At 71.2% G+C, this 24,146-nt stretch carries 25 protein-coding genes, 2 tRNA genes and 1 pseudogene; 21 read left to right on the top strand and 7 right to left on the bottom strand.

Annotated elements, in window-relative coordinates; all coding sequences use genetic code 11:
- Positions 1-16: 16 nt before the first annotated feature.
- From ABGB14_RS20290 to ABGB14_RS20275, 4 genes are all read left to right on the top strand, one after another.
- Positions 17-631, top strand: a complete 615-nt coding sequence (locus tag ABGB14_RS20290; RefSeq protein ID WP_347645319.1) for a response regulator transcription factor — start codon at positions 17-19, stop codon at positions 629-631.
- A gap of 111 nt (positions 632-742) precedes the next feature.
- Positions 743-1,324, top strand: a complete 582-nt coding sequence (locus tag ABGB14_RS20285; RefSeq protein WP_347645317.1) for a hypothetical protein — start codon at positions 743-745, stop codon at positions 1,322-1,324.
- A 79-nt stretch (positions 1,325-1,403) separates the two neighbouring features.
- A tRNA-Glu gene (locus tag ABGB14_RS20280) sits at positions 1,404-1,479 on the top strand.
- An 18-nt stretch (positions 1,480-1,497) separates the two neighbouring features.
- Positions 1,498-1,570: transfer RNA gene (locus tag ABGB14_RS20275), tRNA-Glu, on the top strand.
- Between the two features lie 552 nt (positions 1,571-2,122).
- Here the strand turns inward: ABGB14_RS20275 and ABGB14_RS20270 are convergent.
- Both ABGB14_RS20270 and ABGB14_RS20265 read right to left on the bottom strand, forming a co-directional pair.
- A complete protein-coding gene (locus ABGB14_RS20270) occupies positions 2,123-3,829 on the bottom strand; it encodes a hypothetical protein (protein WP_347645315.1) in 1,707 nt (568 codons plus the stop codon).
- A gap of 71 nt (positions 3,830-3,900) precedes the next feature.
- Positions 3,901-4,617: an IclR family transcriptional regulator gene (locus tag ABGB14_RS20265; RefSeq protein WP_347645314.1), complete on the bottom strand. Its 717-nt coding sequence runs from the start codon at positions 4,615-4,617 to the stop codon at positions 3,901-3,903.
- A 180-nt stretch (positions 4,618-4,797) separates the two neighbouring features.
- Here ABGB14_RS20265 and leuC point away from each other — a divergent pair, with 180 nt between their 5' ends.
- From leuC to ABGB14_RS20245, 4 genes are all read left to right on the top strand, one after another.
- Positions 4,798-6,183 carry a 3-isopropylmalate dehydratase large subunit gene (gene leuC / locus ABGB14_RS20260; protein WP_347645313.1) on the top strand — a complete coding sequence of 462 codons (1,386 nt, stop codon included), beginning with the start codon at positions 4,798-4,800 and terminating at the stop codon, positions 6,181-6,183.
- A gap of 81 nt (positions 6,184-6,264) precedes the next feature.
- Positions 6,265-6,852 (top strand): 3-isopropylmalate dehydratase small subunit, encoded by a 588-nt coding sequence (gene leuD / locus ABGB14_RS20255; protein WP_347645312.1) that lies wholly within the window; start codon positions 6,265-6,267, stop codon positions 6,850-6,852.
- Positions 6,831-7,070, top strand: coding sequence for a hypothetical protein (locus tag ABGB14_RS20250; protein WP_347645311.1), 240 nt, complete (start codon positions 6,831-6,833; stop codon positions 7,068-7,070). Before leuD ends, ABGB14_RS20250 begins: the two co-directional genes overlap by 22 nt.
- 99 nt (positions 7,071-7,169) lie before the next feature.
- Positions 7,170-7,469 (top strand): HU family DNA-binding protein, encoded by a 300-nt coding sequence (locus ABGB14_RS20245; protein WP_132334500.1) that lies wholly within the window; start codon positions 7,170-7,172, stop codon positions 7,467-7,469.
- Between the two features lie 44 nt (positions 7,470-7,513).
- Here the strand turns inward: ABGB14_RS20245 and ABGB14_RS20240 are convergent, their stop codons facing one another.
- A complete protein-coding gene (locus ABGB14_RS20240; protein WP_347645309.1) occupies positions 7,514-7,720 on the bottom strand; it encodes a hypothetical protein in 207 nt (68 codons plus the stop codon).
- A 77-nt stretch (positions 7,721-7,797) separates the two neighbouring features.
- Between ABGB14_RS20240 and ABGB14_RS20235 the strand changes: the two genes are divergently transcribed.
- Positions 7,798-9,003: an MFS transporter gene (locus tag ABGB14_RS20235; RefSeq protein ID WP_347645307.1), complete on the top strand. Its 1,206-nt coding sequence runs from the start codon at positions 7,798-7,800 to the stop codon at positions 9,001-9,003.
- A 48-nt stretch (positions 9,004-9,051) separates the two neighbouring features.
- Here ABGB14_RS20235 and cofC read toward each other — a convergent pair whose 3' ends face one another.
- Positions 9,052-9,690 (bottom strand): 2-phospho-L-lactate guanylyltransferase, encoded by a 639-nt coding sequence (cofC, locus tag ABGB14_RS20230; protein ID WP_347645306.1) that lies wholly within the window; start codon positions 9,688-9,690, stop codon positions 9,052-9,054.
- Positions 9,691-9,832: 142 nt separating this feature from the next.
- On the opposite strand from cofC, the pseudogene ABGB14_RS20225 reads away from it, so the two are divergent.
- The 4 genes and pseudogenes from ABGB14_RS20225 to ABGB14_RS20210 form a co-directional block, all read left to right on the top strand.
- Positions 9,833-9,946, top strand: a pseudogene (locus ABGB14_RS20225) (helix-turn-helix domain-containing protein); the annotation flags it as partial.
- Positions 9,947-10,220: 274 nt separating this feature from the next.
- Positions 10,221-10,931 carry a lysophospholipid acyltransferase family protein gene (locus ABGB14_RS20220; protein WP_347645304.1) on the top strand — a complete coding sequence of 237 codons (711 nt, stop codon included), beginning with the start codon at positions 10,221-10,223 and terminating at the stop codon, positions 10,929-10,931.
- A 4-nt stretch (positions 10,932-10,935) separates the two neighbouring features.
- Complete coding sequence (locus ABGB14_RS20215; RefSeq protein ID WP_347645302.1) at positions 10,936-11,946, top strand: NAD(P)H-dependent glycerol-3-phosphate dehydrogenase; 1,011 nt, start codon at positions 10,936-10,938, stop codon at positions 11,944-11,946.
- A gap of 66 nt (positions 11,947-12,012) precedes the next feature.
- On the top strand, positions 12,013-13,107 hold the full coding sequence (locus ABGB14_RS20210) for a D-alanine--D-alanine ligase family protein (RefSeq protein WP_347645300.1): 1,095 nt from the start codon (positions 12,013-12,015) through the stop codon (positions 13,105-13,107).
- A 12-nt stretch (positions 13,108-13,119) separates the two neighbouring features.
- Here ABGB14_RS20210 and ABGB14_RS20205 read toward each other — a convergent pair whose 3' ends face one another.
- Together ABGB14_RS20205 and ABGB14_RS20200 are read right to left on the bottom strand one after the other, a co-directional pair.
- On the bottom strand, positions 13,120-13,542 hold the full coding sequence (locus ABGB14_RS20205) for a DUF3515 family protein (RefSeq protein ID WP_347645298.1): 423 nt from the start codon (positions 13,540-13,542) through the stop codon (positions 13,120-13,122).
- 13 nt (positions 13,543-13,555) lie between these two features.
- Positions 13,556-13,789: an Lrp/AsnC ligand binding domain-containing protein gene (locus ABGB14_RS20200; protein WP_132503568.1), complete on the bottom strand. Its 234-nt coding sequence runs from the start codon at positions 13,787-13,789 to the stop codon at positions 13,556-13,558.
- A 47-nt stretch (positions 13,790-13,836) separates the two neighbouring features.
- Here ABGB14_RS20200 and ABGB14_RS20195 point away from each other — a divergent pair, with 47 nt between their 5' ends.
- From ABGB14_RS20195 to thiD, 3 genes are all read left to right on the top strand, one after another.
- Positions 13,837-14,805 (top strand): thiamine-phosphate kinase, encoded by a 969-nt coding sequence (locus ABGB14_RS20195; RefSeq protein WP_347645297.1) that lies wholly within the window; start codon positions 13,837-13,839, stop codon positions 14,803-14,805.
- A 269-nt stretch (positions 14,806-15,074) separates the two neighbouring features.
- The gene (locus tag ABGB14_RS20190; RefSeq protein WP_347645296.1) at positions 15,075-16,703 is read left to right on the top strand and encodes a hypothetical protein; all 1,629 of its coding nucleotides are present in this window, start codon (positions 15,075-15,077) and stop codon (positions 16,701-16,703) included.
- Between the two features lie 17 nt (positions 16,704-16,720).
- Positions 16,721-17,548, top strand: a complete 828-nt coding sequence (gene thiD / locus ABGB14_RS20185) for a bifunctional hydroxymethylpyrimidine kinase/phosphomethylpyrimidine kinase (RefSeq protein WP_347645294.1) — start codon at positions 16,721-16,723, stop codon at positions 17,546-17,548.
- Positions 17,549-17,875: 327 nt separating this feature from the next.
- Here the strand turns inward: thiD and rpmB are convergent, their stop codons facing one another.
- The gene (rpmB, locus tag ABGB14_RS20180) at positions 17,876-18,061 is read right to left on the bottom strand and encodes a 50S ribosomal protein L28 (protein WP_043618345.1); all 186 of its coding nucleotides are present in this window, start codon (positions 18,059-18,061) and stop codon (positions 17,876-17,878) included.
- A 198-nt stretch (positions 18,062-18,259) separates the two neighbouring features.
- On the opposite strand from rpmB, the gene ABGB14_RS20175 reads away from it, so the two are divergent.
- From ABGB14_RS20175 to ABGB14_RS20155, 5 genes are all read left to right on the top strand, one after another.
- Positions 18,260-19,807, top strand: coding sequence for a DAK2 domain-containing protein (locus tag ABGB14_RS20175; protein ID WP_347645292.1), 1,548 nt, complete (start codon positions 18,260-18,262; stop codon positions 19,805-19,807).
- A 116-nt stretch (positions 19,808-19,923) separates the two neighbouring features.
- The gene (gene recG / locus ABGB14_RS20170; RefSeq protein ID WP_347645290.1) at positions 19,924-22,098 is read left to right on the top strand and encodes an ATP-dependent DNA helicase RecG; all 2,175 of its coding nucleotides are present in this window, start codon (positions 19,924-19,926) and stop codon (positions 22,096-22,098) included.
- 287 nt (positions 22,099-22,385) lie between these two features.
- On the top strand, positions 22,386-22,952 hold the full coding sequence (gene rsmD, locus ABGB14_RS20165) for a 16S rRNA (guanine(966)-N(2))-methyltransferase RsmD (protein ID WP_347645289.1): 567 nt from the start codon (positions 22,386-22,388) through the stop codon (positions 22,950-22,952).
- Between the two features lie 26 nt (positions 22,953-22,978).
- Complete coding sequence (gene coaD / locus ABGB14_RS20160) at positions 22,979-23,455, top strand: pantetheine-phosphate adenylyltransferase (RefSeq protein ID WP_347618539.1); 477 nt, start codon at positions 22,979-22,981, stop codon at positions 23,453-23,455.
- A gap of 138 nt (positions 23,456-23,593) precedes the next feature.
- Positions 23,594-24,145 (top strand): YceD family protein, encoded by a 552-nt coding sequence (locus tag ABGB14_RS20155; protein ID WP_347645287.1) that lies wholly within the window; start codon positions 23,594-23,596, stop codon positions 24,143-24,145.
- The last annotated feature ends 1 nt before the right edge of the window (position 24,146 follow it).

Here is a 24,146-nt window from a genome sequence, read left to right as displayed (position 1 = left end):
TCACGGAGGGAACACGATGCGGCTGAGGCTGCTGATAGCCGACGACCATCCGATCGTGCGCGACGGCCTGCGCGCGGCTCTCGGCGGCGAGCCCGACATGGAGGTCGTCGGAGAGGCGGCCGACGGGGCGCAGGCCGTGCGCCTGGCCGCCGAGCTCCGGCCGGACGTCGTCCTCATGGATCTGCGCATGCCCGGCATGGACGGCGTCACCGCCATCCGCGAGCTCTCCGGCACCGGGCCGCGGGTGCTGGTGCTCACCACGTTCGACACCGACGTCCTGCCCGCCCTCGAAGCCGGAGCCAGCGGCTACCTGCTGAAGGACGCTCCGCCCGACGAGCTGGCCCGAGCCGTCCGCGCCACCCACGAGGGAGAGACCGTGCTGGCGCCCTCCGTGGCCGGCCGTCTGGCCAGCGACCTGCGCAGGCCCACCCGGGGCCGGCTGAGCAAGCGCGAACTCGAGGTGCTGCGCCTGGTGGCCGGGGGAGCGACGAACAAGAAGGCGGCGGCCGAGCTGTTCATCAGCGAGGCCAGCGTCAAGACCCATCTGCTGCACGTCTACGCCAAGCTCGACGTCCGCGACCGCGCCTCCGCCGTCGCCGAGGCCTACCGCCGCGGACTGCTCAACGGCTGACGGATCAGCCGTCGTGATGGCGTGGCATGGTGCCGGTCGAGGAGGTGCCGGTCGAGGGAGCGACGAGAGACCAATGAGGCGCCAAGCCGGTGCGGTAGAGTCGCCCGATTTATGGAGGAATTTCGCATTCGCGCGGGCAGTTTGCCCCGCTTCGTCGCCCCGTTCGCCGCACTCCTCGTGCTCTTCTTCGTCGTCATCCTGCTGCTCGGCGCCATCTTCACCGGCAGCACCCTGCTGGGCATCGCCATCGGTGCCCTGGCCACCGGCGGCCTGCTCGCCGTCCTCGTCGCCAAACACCGCCGCATGAGCTCGGGCACCGTCGTCCGCTTCACCGCGGAAGGCGTCGAACTGACCGACTCGCTCGGTTTCCGCGTGCACCTCCGCTGGCCCGACATCACCCGGATCGACGTCGTCGACACCCAGCTCGCCAACCCCAGGAGAGTCGGCCGGCCGGGTGGGGTGCGGGTGCGCGCGCAGGCGCTGCGCTCTGTGGGGCTCATCGGCTGGGGCGAGCGCGCGGTCCCGCCCCGGATCCCCGGCTGGATGCGCGACCGGCTGTCCCGCGTCCCCGTTGACCCGGCGACGGGCCGTCCGGAGGTGACGATCCCGCTCGGCGAGTTCGACGCGCTGTGGCAGCGCGGCCGGATGGGCGACTGGGTTCGCCACTACAGGCCCGATCTGATGGGCCGCTAAGTGGTTTGGTTGTGGTCTCCGGGGTGCGGTAGAGTTACGCGCGTCGCCGGGGAAGCCCGGCACACCAGCTTGTGGACAGGGTCCCGTCGTCTAGTGGCCCAGGACGCCGCCCTCTCAAGGCGGTAGCGCCGGTTCGAATCCGGTCGGGACTACCACTGTCACAAGCCAGCGAAGGTCCCGTCGTCTAGTGGCCCAGGACGCCGCCCTCTCAAGGCGGTAGCGCCGGTTCGAATCCGGTCGGGACTACATCTGCATCACCGCTCCGGCGCGATTCCGCTCCGGAGTTTTTCTTTTCCGCCAGGGTTTCCGCTACCGGGGTTCTTCCCATCCAGAACCGCATGGCGCCGCCCTCGGGCAGGTCGCGGGTGAGGCCGAGGCCGGCCCACCTTCTGTCTCGCACGGTTACCGCTGCCGGGGTTCTTCGCCGGTCGCCGGCTCTCGCGCGATCGGCCCACAGCGCGCACGTCACGGCGCCCGGCCCCGCGAGCCGCGGGAGCGTTCCCCTGGACGGGCGCCGACCCCGTGCGGCGGGTGGGGGCGGCCGCCGTCAGCGTAAAGGGTGGGAGGAGCCCGGCCACGCACGGCGCCGCAGCCTGATCGTCCAGCAGCAACCCGCGACGGAACACCACGCGCGGTGCCGCGCCGGAAACGATGGCCCAGCCACGCGTGCCGCACGACCGGGAAGGCCCGTGCAGCCGATCGCGACACGCGCGGATGGCGAAGGCTCGCGCCGAATCGACCAGAGGGCCCGCGCCGCCGATCGCGAAACGCGCCGCGGACGGGCCCCGAGTGGTCAGATCACAGGGAGCGGGCCTTGAAGAGGGCGCGCCGGGCGGCCTTGGCCACCTGCTTGTCCGGATGCACCTGCGAGATCAGATCCAGCAGCTCCTCCACGTGCGCGTGCGGGATCTTCCAGATCACCTCCAGCAGGTTGCCGACCATGTCGGGGCCGATGTCCTGCAGGCTGCTCACGAACTCCGACCGGCCCAGCCCGGCCGAGATGGTCCACATGTCGAGGATCAGCCAGTGCGTGTCGTCCTGCGTCGGCTCAGGCGCCCCTTCGACCTCCAGCTGGCTGAGGTGGGTGGCGGCGTAAGGGCGCAGCGTGGGCTGCTTGAGCGCCTCCCGCCAGGCGGGGATGGCGGCCTCGCCCAGGGTGCCGACCACGCTGGCCGCCTGCACCCTGATCAGCGCGTCGCTCTCGTCCTCGCCCGCGGCCTCCAGCAGCTCCTCGGCGGCCTTTCCCGGCTCGCGCAGCCGCATCCAGGCGGCGAACTCGGTGTCGGCCTCGTCCTCGGGCAGCTCGGCGCTGAGCGCCAGCAGCTCGTGGGCGCTCATGGACTCGATCGCCGGTCTGGCGTCGACCTCGATGTCGGCGTCGTCGACCAGGTGGACGACCCCCTCGGTGCCGAGCGGCGTGAGCCTGAGGGTCTTGCCGTCGACTTCCACCATGCCGTAGCCGATCAGCCAGTCGATCGGGGGCGCGAGCGGGTCGGCCGCCGCCTCCCACGCGTCCGATCCGAGCTCGTCGAGGTCGGCGGCGGCCTCCGCCAGCTCCTGGCTCAGCTCGTCGAGGTCACGTGAGCCGCCGGCCAGCAGGAGCCTGACCAGCAGGCCGCGGGTCAGGCCCGCCAGCGCCATCGTGAGATCGTCGTCGTCGAGCTCGGGGTCGCCGTAGTCGACCGAGTGCAGCCCGAGCATCCAGGCGTCGAGCACGTCCTCGTCGTCGTCGAACGGCCACTCCGACGTGTCGTCCTGGACCGCCACCGTGTTGGCGTCGCCCGGCTCGAGGAACTCCAGATCGACGGCCAGGTTCCAGATGTTCCACAGGTAGGGGACGGCCTCGGCGACCGGGCCTTCGGTCTCCGGCCTGGGCAACCCGACGGCCGCCAGCGCCTCCTCCACCTCGGTGTCGCTGAGCAGGGTCTCCTCGCCCACGCGCCGGCCCGAGCCCACCCACACGGCCAGGTCGCGGGCCTTGGCGATGAGCGGCGCCTCGCGGGCGGCCGCGGCCAGCTCGGTGTCGGGCCGCAGCCTGATCGTGTCGAGCTCGGCCAGCTCGTCGGCGAACATCTCGAAGTCGCCGAGGTCGCCGGTCTCCTCGTCCTCCTCGCCCTCGCCGTCGTCGATCAGCTCCTCCATCAGGTCGACGAACTCGTCTTCGACGTCGTCGAGCTCGGCCTGCAGATCGGCGAGGGAGTCGGAGCCCTTGGCGAGCCTGCCGGTCTGCGAGAGGAACGTGAGGTACGCGTCCACGGCCGGGAGCATCCCGTCGGCGGCGGCGTCGGGATCCTCCACGACCTTGGGCATGCGGTCGAGCAGCAGGTTGCGCAGGTCGGCACGCTTCCACGTGCCGAGGTCCTGCGAGAAGGCGAGACGGTGCCAGAGTGCGGCAGGCCCCACGAGCTCGGGGTCGCTTCCGGGCGCGTTCGCGCGCGCCCACATGATGAACTCTTCGAGCAGGGGTCGCAGCTCAGTGGCGGCTACCTCGATGCGATCTGTCACGCACTCAGGCTAGTGCGCCCGCGAGGCTGTCGGCCCCAGAAATACCTGGTTTCGCCGATCATGACAGCCGATCATGACGTGCGGCGCATCGCCTCGGTAATGCGTTCGGCCGCCGCCATGACGGGCACCGCGTGCAACCGCCCGGGGGCTCGCGTGAGCCGTTCGATGGGCCCGGAGACCGACACGGCCGCGATCACCTTGCCTCCACTGCCCCTTATGGGGGCGGACACGCTGGCGACCCCCTGCTCCCGCTCGCCGACGCTGTGGGCCCAGCCCCTGCGACGGACGGACGCGAGCGTGGCGGCGGTGAACTTGGCGCCGCGCAGCCCGCGGTGCAGCCGGTCGGGCTCCTCCCAGGCGAGCAGGATCTGCGCTGCCGAGCCCGCCGTCATGGGCAGCGCCGAGCCCACGGGAACCGTGTCGCGCAGGCCGCTGGCCCGCTCCGCCGCCGCGACGCAGACGCGTTCGTCGCCCTGGCGGCGATAGAGTTGCGCGCTTTCCCCGGTCAGGTCCCTGAGCTGCATCAGCACGGGGGAGGCCACCGCCAGCAGCCGGTCCTCGCCGGCCGCGGTGGACAACTCGGAGAGCCGCGGGCCCAGCACGAAACGGCCCTGCGTGTCGCGGGTCACGATGCGGTGGTGCTCAAGTGCGACGGCCAGCCGATGGGCCGTGGGACGGGCCAGACCGGTGGCCTGGACGAGCTGCGCCAGTGAAGCGGGTCCCGCTTCGAGGGCATTGAGTACAAGAACTGCCTTGTCGAGTACTCCGACTCCGCTAGAGTTGTCCATAGGACGATACTGCCGTCTCGACATATGAGAAGGCAAGTCACAAAGGTTCTCCCGCGAGGGAGCGCCGGTCTCTGGACTGAGGAGCGCAGGGAGCGGGGCGACCCCAGCGACAAGGGAAGAGACCGGATCCGAGCGACTGAGCCGCGATGCGTCGCATCGCTCTATGCAGGAGGAGATCACATGGGCCGCACACTGGCCGAGAAGGTCTGGGAGCAGCACGTCGTCAGGCGCGCCGACGGCGAGCCCGACCTGCTCTACATCGACCTGCACCTCATCCATGAGGTGACCAGCCCGCAGGCGTTCGACGGGCTCCGTCTCGCCGGCCGGAAGGTGCGGCGTCCCGATCTCACGATCGCCACCGAAGACCACAACGTGCCGACCGTGCTCGGCCCGATCGCCGACCCGGTGTCCAAGAAGCAGGTCGAGACGCTGCGCAAGAACGCCGCCGAGTTCGGCATCAGGCTCCACCCGATGGGCGACGCCGGGCAGGGCGTGGTGCACATCATCGGGCCGCAGTTCGGCCTGACGCAGCCGGGCATGACGATCGTCTGCGGCGACTCCCACACCTCGACGCACGGCGCGTTCGGCGGCATCGCGTTCGGCATCGGCACCTCCGAGGTCGAGCACGTGCTGGCCACCCAGACGCTGCCCGCCTACCGGCCGAAGACGATGGCCATCGAGGTCTCGGGCGAGTTGCCTCCCGGCGTCACGGCCAAGGACCTGATCCTGGCGATCATCTCCAGGATCGGCACCGGTGGCGGCCAGGGCTACATCGTCGAATACCGCGGCGAGGCGGTGCGCAAGCTCTCCATGGAGGGCCGCATGACGGTGTGCAACATGTCGATCGAGGCAGGCGCCCGCGCCGGCATGATCGCGCCGGACGAGACCACGTTCGCCTACCTCAAGGGCCGCCCGCACGCGCCGCAGGGCGAGGCGTGGGACCAGGCCGTCGAATACTGGAAGTCGCTGCGCACCGACGACGACGCCGTGTTCGACAAGGTCGTGGAGATCGACGCCTCGACGCTGACCCCCTACGTCACGTGGGGCACCAACCCTGGCCAGGGCCTGCCGCTCGCCGAGTCCGTGCCGAGCCCCGACTCCTTCGCCGACCCGGTCGCCCGCTCGGCGGCCGAGCGGGCGCTCGACTACATGGGCCTCAGCGCGGGCACCCCGCTGCGCGCGATCGAGGTCGACACGGTGTTCGTCGGCTCGTGCACCAACGGCCGCATCGAGGACCTGCGCTCGGCCGCCGAGGTCCTGCGCGGCCGCCAGGTGAAGACCCGCACGCTGATCGTCCCCGGCTCGATGCAGGTCAAGCTGCAGGCCGAGCAGGAGGGCCTGCACGAGGTGTTCAAGGCCGCGGGCGCCGAGTGGCGCGAGGCCGGCTGCTCGATGTGCCTGGGCATGAACCCCGACACGCTCAAGCCGGGCGAGCGCAGCGCCTCGACCTCCAACCGCAACTTCGAGGGCCGCCAGGGCAAGGGGGGCCGCACCCACCTGGTGTCGCCTCAGGTCGCCGCCGCCACCGCCGTGACCGGCCGCCTCACCGCTCCCGCCGACCTCTGACGCGGCCGCGGTGAGCCGGAGCCGGCCTCGCCGGCCCTTCCCGCGTAGACCTTCAGACCTGTAGACCCGTAAGGAAAATCGATGGAAGCCTTCACCACCCACACCGGCACGGCGGTGCCGCTGCGCCGCAGCAACGTCGACACCGACCAGATCATCCCGGCCGTCTGGCTCAAGCAGGTCAGCCGCACCGGCTTCGAGAAGGGCCTGTTCGCGGCCTGGCGTGAGGACCCCGAGTTCGTCCTCAACGACGCCGCCCACGAGGGCGCCTCGATCCTGGTCTCCGGCCCCGACTTCGGCACCGGCTCCTCGCGCGAACACGCCGTCTGGGCGCTCCAGCAGTACGGGTTCCGCGTCGTGATCGCCGCCAGGTTCGGCGACATCTTCCGCAACAACTCCACCAAGATGGGCCTGCTGCCGGTCGTCCTGCCCGGCGACAAGGTGGCGGACCTGCAGTCGGCGGTCGAGGCCGACCCGAAGCTCGAGATCACCGTCGACCTGCGGGAACGCCAGGTCCGCTGGGCGGACGAGGTCATCGCTTTCGAGATCGACGACTACACCCGCTGGCGGCTCATGGAGGGCCTCGACGACATCGGGCTGACCCTGCGTCACGCCGGCGACGTGGCGGCATACGAGAATGGTCGGCAGCCATGGCTGCCGACGACCGTCTAGAAGACGACGAACTGGCGCGGCGGTTGCGCGAGGCGCACCGCCGCGTCCGCATGCTCCCCGCCGCCGACAAGGAACGGATAGCGCGCCGCTATCTGTCGATTTGTGACCTTGCGAAGCACGATCGGAAAAGGGCTGCGCTGCGCCTCGACGCGTTTCTGGCCTCGCTTGACGAGCTTCCCGACACGCCACGAAGTGCGGAAAACGCGCCCGGTGATTGAGTTCCCCTGCGATCCCGCCTACTTTCGAGCCCGTAAGGGGTTTCTCCGTCAAACACGTAAACTGGAGCCCCGAGCCGTAACTGGGGGAGCAGGACTTTCATGAACAAGCGTGAACTCGTCGAGGCCATCGCGGATCGGGTGGGCGACAGGAAGACGGCCACCGAGGCCGTGAACGCGGTCGTCGACGCCATCCAGAAGGCCGTGGCCAGCGGCGACAAGGTCTCGATCACGGGCTTCGGCGCGTTCGAGATGGTGAACAAGCCCGCCCGCACGGCGCGCAATCCGTCGACCGGTGCGGAAATCAACGTCGCGGAGAGCTGGGCGCCGAAGTTCCGTCCCGGCTCCGATTTCAAAGAGCTGGTGAACGAGGGCGGCAAGAAAATCGGCAAGAAAAAGTAAACTCAGCGGACCACGCCCGGGCCGTCCGGCCCGGGCGTCCGCATTTAAGCACCGGGCACCGGGAAAGTGGAGAGCGTGATGTAAGTGATCTCGCCTCCGGACATCGCGAGATTGACCCGCTGCCCCGAGCGCAGCAGCCGCAGCGGCCCCGCGTCGAAGGCGGGCGTGCCGAACTCCAGCACCGTCCCGTCGTCGAGGAACACCGTGCCAGAGCGGGTGGCCTCGTCGTAACTCCGCACCGTCGCCTGCACGAGGACCAGCCTAAGGCGGCCACGCCAGGCGGTCCAATAATTGTCTCCGCCCGCGCAGGTCGCGAGGATCGCCCGTCATGAGACATCGAGGTGACTTCGCGCTGTTCGCCTGGGCCAACGGCATCACCCAGATGGGCACCCAGGTCACCGTGGTGGCCCTGCCGCTGACCGCGCTGTTCACGCTCGACGCCGGCGCCTTCGATCTCGGCCTGCTGTCGGCCGCCCAGATGCTCGCGTTCCTCCTGATCGGGTTGCCCGCCGGCGTGTGGGTGGACCGGTCGCGGCGCCGCCCGATCATCATCTGGGCCGATGTCGTACGCGGAGCGGCGCTCCTTTCGGTCCCCGTGGCCGCCTGGCTGGGCGTGCTCACGCTGCCCCAGCTCTACGTCGTCGCGCTGGTGCTCGGCGCCGGCACGGTGTTCTTCGACGTCGCCCATATGAGCCTGCTGCCCGCCATCGTGCCCAAGGAGCGGCTCGAACGTGGCAACGGCGTACTCGAGATCACCAAGAACGTCTCCCTGCTCGCCGGGCCAGGCGTCGGCGGCTGGGCGGTGGCGGCGCTCACCGCCCCGATCGCTCTCCTCGCCGACGCCGTCAGCTATCTCGTCTCAGCGCTCCTGCTGGCGGGCGTGCGGGCGGAGGAGACGGTGCGGCGAAGCGAACGGTCCCTGCGCCACGAGGTCGTGGAGGGCCTGAGATTCGTCATGGGCGAGCCCGTGCTGCGCAGGATCGCTGCGGGCGGCGCGCTGGCCATGACCGCCAACTCCATCTGCCTCGTCGGCCTGCCCCTCTACCTGGTCAAGGAGCTCGGCGTCGGCTCCGCGCAGTACGGCCTGCTGCTGTCGGCCGCCGCCGTGGGCTCCCTGGCGGGCGCCGCGCTGGTGGCCCGCGTCACGGCCCGCTTCGGGACCGGCCGCACCCTGTACGGCTCCGCGGCGCTGGCCACCGTGCTCTACCTGCCCGCGCTGGCCACCGGCCCTGGCTGGCGGCTGCTGGTCTTCCCGGTGGCCGCGTCGTTGTTCGGCGTGGCCGGCGCGATCTTCGGCATCGCCCAGCTCAGCTACCGCCAGCGCATCACCCCTGGACACCTGCTCGGCCGGGTCAACGCCAGCATGCGCTTCCTCATGTGGGGCGTCGTGCCGCTGGGCGGGCTGGCCGGCGGCGCGCTGGGGGAGTGGCTCGGCGGGTACGCGGTCTTCGCCGCGGGCATCGCCCTGCTGGGCCTGTCGCACCTGGCGGTGGTCACCGCGCCCGCCATCATGAGGACGGCCGCCACTCCCTGACGACCGCCCGGTCATGTGCCCGGCGCCGCTCCGGCCGGCACGCCACATTCATGTGCCCGGCCACAACTCCTTGACCACCGCCGCGGTGTGCCTGCCGAGCCCGAGGGCGACGGCCGCGCGCAGGTCGTCGGGTGTGTCGACGTCGCGGCGCACCGAGTCGATCCCCGGCACGGCCAGCTCCTTGGCCCCGGTGGCCAGGTGCTTGGCCCGCGACTCCCCGCCGAACCTCGGGGTGAACGGCGTCCCGGGAAGCACTCCGTAGAAGGTCGTCCCCACGTCGAGCGCGTCGGGCACGAACGCCTGGTCGAACTCGGCCGCCGCCTCCAGCGCCAGGCCGAGTTCGGCCGGCCGCAGGGCGGGCAGGTCGGCCTGGAGCGCGCCCACCGCGTCGCCGGGCGCGACGCGTACGGCATGGGCGGCTCCGGTGCGGAGCGCGGTGTTCAGCCCGCGATCGGGGTCGTGCACGACCCCGGCGCCGAGCCCGGCGAGGGGGCCCGCGGCGGCCGGGTCGGCGGTCACCACGATAACCCTCGCCACCCGCGGGCACGAGAGCGCCGCCGCCACGGTGTCGCAGGCGACGGCCACGGCCAGCCTGGTGCGGTGCGGCCCTGTCGCCGCGGCGAGCCGGGTTTTCGCCGCGACCAGCGTCTTCACCGGAATCACCAGTGACCACCGGATGCTCGTCAATGCTGCTCCTTCGCTGGAGACCCCCGGCTTCGGCCGCGGGGAGGAAAGCGGATCCGCCGCGTGGTGGCGCGGGGAACGTCAGTTCGCCATCTAGGCGGAGCACGATTAAGCAGGAGCGGCTCTGCCCGCTAAGATCCCGGGTGTGCGGACGGCGGACAAGTGTCGGGCCTACCCGGGTCCCGAGCAGGCGGCGGTGCTCGGTCGCACGTTCGGGTGCGTCCGCGCGGTGCGGAACCGGACACTCGCCTGGCGGCACCCGTCCACGGTGACCGTCTCCCGCGGTCCCGACGGCCGCCGGCACGTCCCGCTCGCCGTGCAGGTTCGCGGTCCCGGCCGGGCCCGGCCGCGGGCGCCGTGGCCGGGGTGGAGTTCGGTGTGAAGAGCGTCGCGGTGAAGGTGGGAATCCCCCGCCGCTAGGCGTGGGGAGGAAGCCGGAACCTTGAGCGTCGCGCCCCCGCACCCCCCACCTCGACATCCCGAGCAGCCAGCAGGGAGACTTGGGGCGCATCCCGCAGGTGTTGGAGGAGACCATGAGCCGCCCCACGCGACCGTCGCGTTTCTGGGAAACCCTGGCCGTAGTCGTGGTGAAACCGCTCTCCCGGCTCCTGGTCAGGAAGGACTGGCGCGGCGGGGAGCGCATTCCCCGCACCGGCGGCGTGATCATCGCGACCAACCATCTCTCCTGGGCCGACCCTGTTCTGCTGTCGCACTTCCTCTACAACAACGGGCGCTGGCCGGTAATCCTCGCCAAGTCCGCGCTGTTCAGAGTGCCGTTCCTGGGCCGGGCCGTGGCGGCGCTGCTGGCCATCCCGGTCGACCGGGGCAGCAACGAGGCGGCCAGATCGTTGCAGGTCTCGGCCGAGCGGCTCGCCGACGGGTGCGCGATCATGTTCTACCCGGAGGGCACCTGCACGCGCGACCCCGGCCTGTGGCCCATGGTGGGCAAGACGGGTGCCGCCCGGCTGGCGTTGCAGAGCGGCGCGCCCGTCATCCCGGTCGCCCACTGGGGCGCGCATGAGCTGCTCCCCTACGGGGAGAAGAAGCCCAGGCTGTTCCCGCGCAAGACGTTCCGCGTGAGCGTGGGTCCGCCGGTCGATCTGTCGAAGTACGCGGGCCGGCCACCGCACGCGGCCGTGCTGCGCGAGGCGACGGCCGACATCATGGCGGCGATCACCGTGCAGCTCGCGGAGCTGCGTGGCGAGAAGGCGCCGGAAACCCCCTACGATCCCGCCGGACGGTGATGGCATGACAAAGGTGGCCGTTTTCGGCACGGGCTCGTGGGGCACGACGTTCGCCATGATTCTGGCGGAGGCCGGCAACGAGGTCACGCTGTGGGGGCGCAGGCAAGAGCTGGTCGAGGCGATCGACCGTGATCACGGCAACCCCGACTATCTGCCGGGCATCGAGTTGCCGGCCACGCTGCGCGCCACGACCGATGCCGCGCGGGCCCTCGACGGGGCCGACTTCGTGGTGCTGGCCGTGCCGTCGCAGCAGTTGCGGCCCAATCTGGCCCGCTGGCGCGAGCACCTCCCGCCCCGTGCGGTGCTGGTCAGCCTGATGAAGGGCATCGAGCTGGGCACGACCAAGCGGATGAGCGAGGTGATCCGTGAGGTCGCCGAGGTGCCGGAAGAGCGCGTCGCGGTCATCTCCGGGCCCAACCTGGCCAAGGAGATCGCCATGCGCCAACCCGCCGCCACCGTCGTCGCATGCGCCGACGAGTCCGTCGCCGCCCGTCTCCAGTCGGCCTGCCACCTGCCGCCTTGGTTCCGCCCGTACACCAATCCCGACGTCGTCGGCGTGGAGCTGGGCGGCGCGGTGAAGAACGTGATCGCGCTGGCCGTCGGCGTCTCGGCGGGCATGGGCATGGGCGACAACGTCAGCGCCATGCTCATCACCAGAGGGCTGGCGGAGATCTCCCGGCTGGGTGCGGCGCTCGGCGCCGACGCGCACACGTTCGCGGGGCTGGCCGGGATGGGTGATCTCGTGGCCACGTGCACGTCGCCGCTGTCGCGTAACCGTACGTTCGGCGAGAACCTCGGCAGGGGCATGACGCTCGACGAGGTCGTCGCCGCCACCAAGCAGACGGCGGAGGGCGTGAAGTCCTGCGAGTCCGTGCTGGAGCTGGCCAGGAAGCACGACGTGGAGATGCCGATCACCGAGGTCGTCGTCGGAGTGGTGCACGACGGCATGTCGCCGGCGGAGGCGGGCATGTTGCTGATGTCGCGCTCGCCCAAACCCGAGCGTTACGGCGTATAAGAGAAAGGCCTGATTGCGGCGTGCTCAGCTCGCTGTGACAGGGACACCCCGGTAGATTCGGACACCATGAGCAAGCCACGCGTCGCCGTCGTTTTCGGAGGTCGCAATTCTGAGCACGCCGTGTCCCTGATGGGCGCGGGCAGCGTTCTGGAAGCGATCGACAGGAGCAAATATGAGGTGATCCCCATCGGGATCGCCCAGGACGGCAGGTGGGTGCTGGCCACGTCCGACCAGCGGTTCGCCATCGAGTCGGGCGAGCTTCCGGTCGTCGACGGCGCGGGCGCGGCGCTGGCGCTGCCGTCGGGTGGCAACGCGCTGGTGGCCTACGATCCGGGCAGCATCCCCGTGGAGCTCGGCTCGGTCGACGTGGTGTTCCCGGTGATGCACGGGCCGTTCGCGGAGGACGGCACGATCCAGGGCCTGCTGGAGATGGCCGGTGTGCGTTACGTCGGCTCGGGCGTGCTGGCCAGCGCCGTCGGCATGGACAAGGCTCACATGAAGACCGTGATGGCCGCCGCGGGGCTGCCCGTCGGCCGTCACGTCGTCGTCCGCGACCGCGACTGGCGGCTCGACCGGGAGCGCGTGGTCAAGGAGGCCGAGGCGCTCGGTTTCCCGGTGTTCGTCAAGCCCGCGAGGGCCGGTTCCTCGCAGGGCATCTCCAAGGCGTCCGACCGGTCCCAGCTGGAGGCGGCGGTGGAGGCCGCCAGGCAGCACGACCCCAAGGTGCTCATCGAGGCCGCCATCGCCGGCCGCGAGATCGAGTGCGCGGTGCTGGAGTCGCCCGGTGACGAGCCGGCCGCCGCGTCGATCCCCGGCGAGGTCAGGGTCGAGGGCGGGCAGGAGTTCTTCGACTTCGAGGCGAAATACTATCCCGACCAGATGTCGCTGACCGTGCCCGCCGACATCCCGGCCGAGACAGCCGAGGAGCTTCGGGCGATGGCCGTGCGCGCGTTCGAGGCGCTCGACTGCGAAGGGCTCGCGCGGGCCGACTTCTTCTACACGCCCGAGGGCGGGCTCGTCTTCAACGAGATCAACACCATGCCGGGGTTCACGTCGTTGTCGGTGGCGCCGCAGCTCTGGGCCGCCTCGGGCCTGCCCTACCCGGCGCTGGTCGACCGGCTCATCCAGCTCGCGCTGGCCCGGCCGGCGGGGCTTCGCTGAACGATCGCGCGGTCAGCGGGCCGACGTCCTGGCTATCGGTTTCGACAGGTCCGCGAGCACCTCGGCCGGCACGTGCTCGCCTCCGACGGTGACCTCGACGTACGCGGTGTCGGTCACCGCGGTGAACAACGTGGGCCTTTCCGGATCGGCGAACCAGCCCACGCCGCCGATCTCCTGGAGCTGGTCGGTGGGCGCCATCCTTGCCGGGCGGCCCACCCCGCAGCGCAGCGCGATGGTTCCTTCCCCCCACACGGCGACGTACGGTGACTCAGGCGTGGACGTGCCGCGCTCGTCACCGTCGAGGGTCTCGGGCAGCAGCCCGGCCAGCTTGTCGCACGCGGCCACCGCTTCCCCCCGCGGCGTGGGCGGATCGACCTGCACCGTGCCGCACCCGGCGAGCGTCAGCAGAACGAGCAGGACGGCGGCGGCACGCATGCGACGACTGCCTTCAGATGTGGACGATCGGACACGTCAGGGTACGAGTGATCCCTTCCACCGCCTGAATCTGCGCGACGACGAGCTTGCCCAGCTCGTCGACGTTGTTGGCCTCGGCGCGCACGATCACGTCGTAGGGCCCTGTCACGTCTTCCGCCTGAGTGACCCCGGGAATGCCGGAAATCTCGTGGGCCACGGCGGCGGCCTTGCCTACCTCGGTCTGAATAAGGATGTAGGCCTGCACCATTACGTCCTCCCGGGCGATTGGATCACGCCGATGGGTAACCGTACCCTGTGTGCGTCAGGAGGTGCGTCATCACAGTCGGAGATCTCGGCGAATTCGGTGTGGTAAATCGTATTACCGCACGCCTTCCCCAGGGTGCGGCGGTGATGGTGGGGCCGGGTGACGACGCCGCCGTGGTGGCCGCGCCCGACAGGCGTGTCGCGGTCTCGACCGACCTGCTGCTGGAGGGCCGGCACTTCCGCCGCGACTGGTCCGGCGGCTATGACGTGGGCCGCAAGGCCGCGGCCCAGAACCTCGCCGACGTGGCGGCCATGGGCGCTGTCCCCACCTCGATCGTGGTGGGGCTCGGCATCCCCGCCGACCTGCCCCTGGCCTGGCTCGACGAGCTGACCGACGGGTTCCGCGACGAGTGCGCCGTGGTCGGCGCCAGCGTGGCCGGAGGTGACGTCACCCGGTGTGACCAGGTCGTCATCGGGGTGACCGCGCTGGGCGATCTGCAGGGGCGCGCTCCCGTGCTCCGCTCGGGGGCCAGGCCCGGGCACGTGGTGGCGGTGACGGGCCGGCTCGGGTACGCGGCCGCTGGATGGGCGCTGCTGGAGGAGGGCCTGCCGGCCGGCTCCGCGGCCTTGGAGGAGGTCGTGGCGGCGCACCGCAGGCCGTCACCTCCGTACGCGATGGGGCCGCGGGCGGCCGAGCTGGGTGCCGGCGCGATGCTCGACGTCAGTGACGGGCTGCTGCAGGACCTCGGCCATGTCGCCGAGGCCAGCGGGGTGCGGATCGAGCTCGATCCGCAGGCGTTCGCCGTGGCGGAGCCCGTCGCGGTGGCGGCGAAGGAGATGGGGGCCGATCCGCTGGAGTGGGTGCTCACGGGCGGTGAGGATCACGCGCTCGCGGCGGTCTTCCCCCCAGAGGTACGCCTGCCGGAGTCGTGGCAGGTCGTGGGCCGCGTGGTCGAAGGCGCCGGCGTCGTGGTGCATGGCCGGAAGGTCGGGCGACGAGGCTGGGATCACTTTGAGTGACTACTTGTCCCGATTTGCGTGAAAGTTTCCGGATTTAGGCCGTGACTAACGGGATTGTTGTGACAGCGGCGTAGTGAAGGTGTTATGAAGATTGGCGGCCACTGTAACCGGGAGAAAGGGCAGCCATGGGCCGCCACGGCACAGGTGGATCCGAAGACGGGGACGAACGGGGGAACGGCAGCGCATTCTGGGGTCCTGACGAGGAGGTCGACCAGCCAGGCTGGCCTTCCCTGCCGGACCAACCCGAGGTGACGGGCCAGTGGGCTCCCATGCCACGGCGTACGGAGGCACCGCCGCCGCGCACGCCGCAGTCCGAGCCGTTCGAGACCACCGGAGCCTTCGCGCTGCCCGCCGACGCCGCCAGCGGATTCCCTACGGCCACCGGCTCCAGGAGCCCGTTCCAGCCACCTCAGGGACAGGGGATCGAGGAGGCCGGGCCGATGGAGACGACGGGCGCGTTCGCCCGCCCGTCCGAGTGGGGCCCGCCCGCCGACCGGCCCTTCAACGGACCTGGCGCAGGACCTGGAAGCGATCCCGCCGACCAGACGGCCGTGTTCGGCGGCCACCCCGGCATGCCGGCTCCGGGAGCCCCAGGGTCGGGCCACGCGAGCGCCTTCAGCCGTCCCGCGGACGGCGGGCAGTTCGGCGACCAGGCCCACCAGCCGTTCGGCGGCCCTGCGAACCCGCCCGGCCCGTTCGGCGCCTCCGGGGGTCCTTCTGATCCGTTCGCGCCGGACGACAGGTCCGGGCCGTTCGGGGGCCAGGACGACCGGACCGCGTTCTTCGACGGGGCCGCGGATCGCTCCGGGCTCTCCGGCGAGCCCGATGACCGCACCGCCAGATTCGACGCGCCCTCCGGCCCCGCCCCGAGCAGCGGCCCGCCCGAGCCCGGCGACGTCAAGGTGGCCGGAGCGCCGACCGCCGCGCAGGCGCCGGCCTGGGCCAACACGGAGACAGGCTTCCTGGGCTCCGGCTGGTCGGCCGACTCCGGCCCCGCCGGGCCCGAGGAGCCCCGCGACCGTCGCGGCCGCCGCAAGGGCCGCCGCGACGACGAGCTGCTCTCCGGCGCCTCGTCGAGCGGCGGCAAGGGCCGGGTCGCGCTGCTGTCCGTCGCCGCCGTGGCCGTCGTGCTCGGCGGCACCGTGGCGGGCGTCAAGTTCATGAGCACCTCCGGCGGCACGGACAAGTGCGCGGACACCACGTGCGCGGCCGTGCAGGGCGCCACCAACCGGCCGGGACCGGAGGTCTCCCAGCCTCCCGTCGAGGAGACCGAGCCGGAAGAGGAGCCCTCGGAGGAGCCGGTGGAGGACACCGGACCGGCAGAGACCCCGACGCCCACCGTCACGTACCAAGCCCGCCCGCGCCACACCGAGCAGGCCAAGCCGACGCCCACCAAGACCAGGGTGAAGAAGTCGAAGGAGCCGGCCAAGGAGCCCCCGCAGGAGCCGGTGCAGGAGCCGGACGATGAGAGCGTTCCTCAGGACACGCCACTCGACGAGCCCTCCTCCGTGGACGCCGACATCGGCGCCGCGCCGACCACCACCAGCGCCCCCGATCCCACGGACGACGAGGGATCCTTCGGTTCGCCGCCCGCCGGCACGGGCTCGGTGAACGTCCAGCAGACCATCAGACAGCGGATGACCACGTACGCGGTCAACCTGCGCCTGTCCAACACCTCGGCGGGGACGCTGCGGAACCCCACGGTCTCGGTCCCGGTCGAGGGCAGGGTCGTGGACGTCCGGGGCGCCGACTGGACGCAGGACGGTGACCTGCTGATCCTCGACCTGTCGGCCCAGCTGCCTGTCGGTGCCACGGCCGAGGTGTCGTTCACCGCGACGGGCAGGGGCGCGCCGGCGGCCAACTGCGGGATGGTCAGCGGGGAGTGCGTCGTCAGCTGAGTGGTTGGATAGGGGACATGACGGAGCGATCCCCGCAAAACGCCCCTTCCACGGCGGTTTCCACCCCGCCACGCGTGCTGACCGTCGCCGGCTCCGACTCCGGGGGCGGCGCGGGCATCCAGGCCGACCTGAAGACCATGATGGCGATGGGCGCTCACGGCATGAGCGTCATCGCCGCCGTGACCGCCCAGAACTCGCTGGGCGTCCAGGGCTACTGGGAGCTGCCGCCCGAGGCCGTACGCGCGCAACTCGACTCGGTGCTCGGCGACATCGGCGCGCAGGCGGTGAAGACCGGCATGCTCGCCTCGCCTGTGCTGGTCGAGACGGTGGCCGACGCGCTCGGCCCGTACGACGCGCCGCTGGTCGTGGACCCCGTCGGAGTGTCGAAGCACGGCAACTCGCTGCTCGCTCCGGAAGCGATCGAGACGATGCGGACGCGCCTGCTGCCCGTGGCCACCGTGGTGACGCCGAACCTGTGGGAGGTGGAGCAGCTCACCTCGGTCAAGGTCGATGACGAGGACGGCCTGCGCAGGGCCGCCGACGCCGTCCTGGAACTGGGGCCCGCGTGGGCGCTGATCAAGGGCGGCCACCTGCCCGGGGCCCCGGTCGACCTGCTCACCGACGGCACGGAAGAGTTCCGCTTCGCCGCCGAACGCCTCGACAACCGCCACACCCACGGCACGGGCTGCACGCTCGCCTCGGCCATCGCCTCCCGCCTGGCGATGGGCGACGACATGCCGTCGGCGGTGGGCAGGGCGAAGGAGTACGTGACGGGAGCGATCGCCAGGGGTTTCCCCCTCGGCGGCGGCATCGGCCCCGTCGACCACGCCTGGCGCTGGCGCTGACCGTCTCCTCCGTGAACCACGGCGCGGGAGAACCGTCCCAAGGGGGCGCTGGCCGCCCTCCTGTCGCCGGGCCGGCGTGAGGCGACCGAGGGACCGCCCGCGCCCCGCACCGGCTCTCCTGGGCTGTCGTGTCCCGCACTGGGCTCCTCCTGGCGCGCGGTCGTCCCGGGCCTGCCCAGGGCCCGCAGAGCCCTGCTCCCAGAGGTTCCTCCGCCCCAGGCGGGGCACTTCGGAGGTGAGGGAGAGACCCGGTCACAGGAGGGTGGGTGGGATGACGAAAGCCCGCCGGTTCCCTCAGGAACGGACGGGCTTCGTGAAAAGCGCGGACTAGCGGGTGACCTTGCCCGCCTTGATGCACGAGGTGCACACGTTCAGCTTTTTCGGCGTGCCGCCGACGACCGCGCGGACCGTCTGGATGTTGGGGTTCCAACGACGGCGGGTGCGGCGGTGGGAGTGTGACACGTTGTTGCCGAACGTCGGCCCCTTGCGGCAGACATCGCAGACGGAAGCCACGGTATCGCTCCTTAAAACAGTCGATGTAGCCCTGTCCGCGGATGAATTCCGGGCGGAGGGCATGCCGGGACAACCGGCCAGCCAGACGAGAATATCCGATCCACCCCGATGGGCGCGAACCAGAGCACTGGACCAGGTCCGATGCGGCGATATTCTCCTCGCACAACCGTAGCGCATCGGGGAGGTCGGAGGGCCGGCATGAAGATCCTCGACCCGCCCGCGGTGCGCCGCTGGGCCCGGCTGGCCGCCGACGCGCTCGGCCAGGCCAGGACGGAGATCGACGCGCTCAACGTGTTCCCCGTCGCCGACGGTGACACCGGCACCAACCTGCACCTGACCATGTTGTCGGCGGCCGAGGCCGTCGAGTCGCTGCCCGACGACGTGGACGCGGCCGTGGTGTGGCAGACCCTCTCGTACGGCGCCCTCGTCGGTGCGCGCGGCAACTCAGGGGTGATCGTCAGCCAGGCGCTGCGCGGGCTCGCCGAGGTGCTGAAGGAGGGTCCCGACCTGCGCGCCGGGCTGCTCAGGGCCGCCACCCTCGCCAGAGAGGCCGTGGCCAGGCCGGTCGAGGGCACGGTGCTGAGCGTGCTGGAGTCCGCCGCCAGGGCCGTCCAGGACACCGAGGCCGGCGACCTGGGCGCGGTGGCGCGGCAGGCGGCGGAGGAGGCCAGGGTCGCGCTGCGCCGGACGACCGGCCAGCTCGACGTGCTGGCCCGCAGCGGCGTCGTGGACGCCGGCGGCGCCGGCGCGGCGATCGTGCTCGAGACGCTCGCCTCCGTGATCACGGGTTCGTCCACCGGCCACTACGACGTTCCCGCGCCGACCGCGCGGGTGGCGCCCATGGCGGAGGTGGGGGCGGGGTACGAGGTGATGTACCTGCTGGACGCCCCCGACCGCGCGGTGCGGGCGCTGCGCGAGGAACTCGACGCCATGGGCGACTCGCTGGTCGTGGTCGGCGGCGAGGGGCTCTGGAACGTGCACGTGCACGTGGCCGAGGCGGGCCCCGCGGTCGAGGCAGGGCTGCGCGCGGGCAGGCCGCACCGGATCAGGATCACCTACCTGGCCGAACGCACCCACCGCGGCGGCGCCGGCAGGGGCGTGGTGGCGGTGGCCGCGGGCGACGGGATCGCGGCGCTGTTCGAGGAGTGCGGCGCGGTCGTGGTGCGGCGCGCCCCCGGCGCCAGGCCCACGCTGCCCGCCGTGCTCGCCGCGATCAGGCAGGCGGGTGGCGAGGTGGTCGTCCTGCCGAACGACGAGGGTGTCAGGGCGGTCGCCGCCGCGGCGGCGGAGATCGCCCGCGAGGACGGCGTCACGGTCAGCGTGCTGCCCACGGAGGCCACCGTGCAGGGGCTGGCGGCGCTGGCCGTACACGATCCGCTGCGCCGTTTCGACGACGACGTGGTCGCGATGACCGACGCGGCGGGCCACACGCGGCGCGGGCACGTGACGGTGGCCGACAGGGAGGCGTTCACCAGCGCGGGGGTGTGCCGCCCCGGTGACGTGCTCGGCCTGATCGACGGGGACGTCGCCGTGATCGGCGACACGGTCGACCACGTGGCCACCACGGTCGTCGACCGGATGGTGGCGGGCGGCGGCGAGCTGGTGACCCTGGTCACGGGCGCGCAGGCGCCCGCCGGGCTCGCCGGCCGCGTCGAGGACCATCTCAGGCGTACGCGCCCCGACGTCGACCTCGTCGTGTACGACGGCGAGCAGGGCGGCTACCCGCTCCTCATCGGCGTGGAATGACGGCGAGCGCCGAGCCGCGCCTTCCGTGCGGGATTCCCCGTGAAGGCGGCCAGGATCGGCACGCGGGCGGCGGGGGAGGGGATTCCTGTCGGCCTCAGGCGGTAGAACTAAGTGCCGTGAGCCGTTTCGACGAGCCTCTGACGAAGGCCCTCGACCCGAAGACCGCCAAGCTGTTGCACAGCGTGCTCGGCCTGGAGACGGTCGGCGACCTGCTGCGCCACTATCCGCGCCGCTATGCCGAGCGCGGCGAGCTGACCTCGCTCGACGCGCTGGCGGTCGACGAGCACGTCACGGTGGTCGGCGAGGTGACCAGGCTGATGCGCAAGCCCATGCGCAACCGGGGCGGCACCTGGCTGGAGGTCGAGATCGTCGACGGCAACGGCAACCGGCTCTACCTGTCGTTCTTCGGCAAGGGCTCCCACGTGGCCGAGTCGCGGCTCAAGCCGGGGCGGCGCGGGATGTTCGCCGGCAAGGTGGGGTTGTTCGGCGCGCGGGCCAAGCCGCGCTGGCAGCTCGCTCATCCGGAGTTCGAGTTGTTCGAGGAGGGAGAGGCGAGCGCGGAGGAGTTCGCGGCGGCGCCGGTGCCGATCTACCCGGCGGGCAAGGACGTGACGCCGTGGGCGATCAGGCGCGCGGTCGGCGTCGTGCTCGACACGCTGGGCCCGCTCGAAGATCCGCTGCCGGCCGAGCTGCGGGCCCGCCACGGCCTGCAGGACCTGGGCGAGGCGCTCGTGGCCATCCACCGGCCGAAAGACTTCGCCGAGGTCGGCAGGGCGCGCAAGAGGCTGAAGTTCGACGAGGCGTTCGTGCTGCAGGCGGTGCTGCTCCAGCGGCGGCAGGCGGCCACCGCCTGGCCCGCCAGGCCGAGGCCCAGGCGGTCCGGCGGCATGCTGGACGACTTCGACGCGCGGCTGCCGTTCGCGCTGACCGAGGGCCAGGCGAAGGTCGGCGAGGAGATCGCCGCCGACCTCGCGCTGGAGCATCCGATGCACCGGCTCCTGCAGGGCGAGGTCGGGGCGGGCAAGACGGTGGTGGCGCTGCGCGCGATGCTCCAGGTGGTCGACGCGGGTGGCCAGGCGGCGCTGCTGGCGCCGACCGAGGTGCTCGCCCAGCAGCACCACCGCTCGATCACCACCATGCTGGGCGACCTGGCGCAGGGAGGCATGTTCGGGGGCACGGCCGTCACCCTGCTGACCGGCTCGATGGGCGCCGCCGGCCGCCGATCGGCCCTGCTCGACGCCGCCTCCGGCACGGCGGGCATCGTCGTCGGCACGCATGCTCTGCTGCAGGAGCACGTCCAGTTCGCCGACCTCGGGCTGGTCGTGGTCGACGAGCAGCACCGGTTCGGGGTGGAGCAGCGCGACGCGCTGCGCGAGAAGGCCGGCGGGACGCGCCCGCACGTCCTGGTGATGACGGCCACGCCGATCCCCCGCACGGTCGCGATGACGGTCTTCGGCGACCTGGAGGTCTCGACGTTGTCCCAGCTCCCGTCGGGTCGTGCCCCCATCACCACCCACGTCGTCCCGGCAGCCGAGAAGCCCCACTACCTCGAACGCACCTGGCAGCGGGTCAGGGAGGAGGTCGGGCTGGGGCGGCAGGCCTACATCGTGTGCCCCCGCATCGGCGACCTGGAGGGCGACGAGGGCGATCTGGCGACGCCCGCCGACGAGGAGCGGCGCCCGCCGCTCGCGGTGCTCGACGTGGCCCAGCTCCTGTCCGAGGGGCCCTTCCACGACCTGCGGGTCGGCACGCTGCACGGCAAGCTGCCTCCGGAGGAGAAGGACGCGCTCATGCGCGCCTTCACGCGGGGCGAGCTCGACGTCCTGGTGGCCACCACGGTCATCGAGGTCGGGGTCGACGTGCCCAACTCCTCCGTCATGATCATCATGGACGCCGACCGCTTCGGCGTCTCCCAGCTCCACCAGCTGCGCGGTCGGGTCGGCCGGGGCGGCCTGCCCGGCCTGTGCCTGCTGGTCTCCGACTTCCCCGAGGGCACCCCGGCCCGCGCCCGCCTCGACGCGGTGGCTGCGACGCTCGACGGGTTCGAGCTGTCACGGGTCGACCTGGAGCAGCGGCGGGAGGGCGACGTCCTGGGCGCGGCGCAGTCGGGCAAGCGCTCCTCGCTGAAGCTGCTGCAACTCCTGCGCGACGAGGACGTCATCGCCACGGCCAGGGAGGAGGCCGGCGCGCTGCTGGCCCGCGATCCCGAGCTCGCGTCCCACGAGGGTCTGCGCGCGGAGATCGAACGGCTGCTGGCCGACGAGCGTGCGGAATACCTGGAGAAGACCTGAGGCGGGCAGGGCGGCCGCCGATCAAAACGATCATGTAAAAGGCCCAGCCGCGGGGACGGCCTCCCCCCGAATGCCGTCCCCGGCTGGGCCCACCCTCGGGTCAGGTGCCGAGGGAACCGGCGTGCGGAAGGGCTCACGATCACGCCGGTCGGCCTTCATGTGGGTCACCTTGAAGGCCGCAGAACTCATCATGCGGGCCGATCCTCCCGATGTGAATCACCCTTGCGTAGTCGAGGCAGACACTTGTGCATCCTTGACCTGCGCGAACATACGGAACAATGGGTCACATGACGCGGATCATCGCAGGCATCGCGGGTGGCAGGCGCCTGGCCGTGCCGCCGGGGCGCGGGACGAGACCGACCAGTGACAGGGCGCGAGAAGGGATCCTCTTGACGCTCGACTCCCTGCACGGGATCCGCGACGCCCGGGTGATCGACCTGTACGCCGGTTCGGGCGCGGTCGGGCTGGAGGCGCTGTCCAGGGGTGCGGCCGCGGCCCTGCTGGTCGAGTCCGATGCCAGGGCCGTCAGGACGATCAGGGCCAACGTCGATTCGCTCGGCCTCGACGGCGCCCGCGTGGTGGCCGACAAGGTGACGCGGGTGCTCGGGAAGGCGCCTGACGAGCCGTACGACATCGTGTTCGCCGACCCGCCCTACGCCACGACCGACGGCGAGGTGGAGCGGGTTCTGGAGTTGCTGCGCGACAACGGCTGGCTGGCTGGAGAGGCGTTGGTGGCGTTCGAGCGGGAAAGCAGGGGAAAGGCCCTTATGTGGCCGGAAGGCTACGTTGAGGAGAGGGTCCGTCGATATGGTGAAGCGTCCGTTTGGTACGGTCGCGCCGCCGGGAACCCGTAGACCTGCCCGTAAACCTGGGAGGCGTCTTGCGCCGCGTAGTCTGCCCGGGGTCGTTCGACCCCATCACCAATGGCCACCTCGACATCATCGGCCGGTCCGCGCGGCTGTACGACGAGGTGACCGTGGCCGTTCTCATCAATGTCGAGAAGAGCAGCCTGTTCACGGTCGACGAACGGATCGACATCCTGCAGACCGTGACCAAGGAATATCCGAACGTCAAAGTCGAGAAGTTCCATGGCCTGCTGGTCGACTTCTGCAGGCAGCACGACATCCCCGCCATCGTCAAGGGCATCAGGGTGGTCAGCGACTTCGACTACGAGCTGCAGATGGCGCAGCTCAACTACCGCCTGTCGGGGGTCGAGACGCTGTTCATGCCGACCAACCCCGAATACTCGTTCCTCTCCTCCAGCCGGGTGAAGGAGATCGCCCGATACGGCGGCGACGTGTCGGGCCTCGTGCCGGATCTGGTGCACAAGCTGCTCATCGAGCGCCTCAGAAGCTAGCGCCCGAGCGTTGAGGAAACGGGCGCAGCACGATGCCGTCGGGGGGTATGCGGGGGGCATGCCCCCCGCAGGGCTGCTATTCTTTCTTTTCGGCCTTGTACGACGGCGACGGTTTTCGCCATGCCTAGCGAGAGCAGGATGACTCAGCACCTCGACCCCCGCTCCCCTTGGGTGATCTCCACTCATGACCTGGGAAAGCGGCCGGGCACGATGAGGCAGATGACCCTGTCGCTCCCGGCACCGGCAGATCTCGGCGTCGACATGATCGGTGTCCCCAAGGACGCCGAAGTCGAGCTGGATCTCCGGCTCGAGGCAGTGATGGAAGGCGTGCTCGTCTCAGGCACGGCGCAGGCCCCGCTGGCCGGGGAGTGCGCGCGGTGCCTCGACCCTGTCACCTCGGATGTCGAGGTCAACTTGCAGGAGCTGTTCTTCTACTCCGACGAGGACGCCTCGGAGGAGGATTCGCTGCTCGACGGGGAGCTGCTCGACCTCGAGCCGACCTTCCGCGACGCGGTGGTGCTCGCACTTCCGTTGAGCCCGGTGTGCAGGGATGACTGCGAAGGGCTCTGCGCGGAGTGCGGGATCAAGCTGGCCGAGGCCGGCGCGGATCACCGGCACGAGAAGATCGACGCCCGCTGGGCGTCGTTGCAAGGTCTGATTTCCGAGAACGATAACGATCAGGAGAAGTGAC

Origin of the sequence: Nonomuraea sp. B10E15, from assembly GCF_039871615.1 — a bacterium.
Lineage (GTDB): Bacteria > Actinomycetota > Actinomycetes > Streptosporangiales > Streptosporangiaceae > Nonomuraea.
This window is presented reverse-complemented; position numbering and strand designations above follow the sequence as displayed.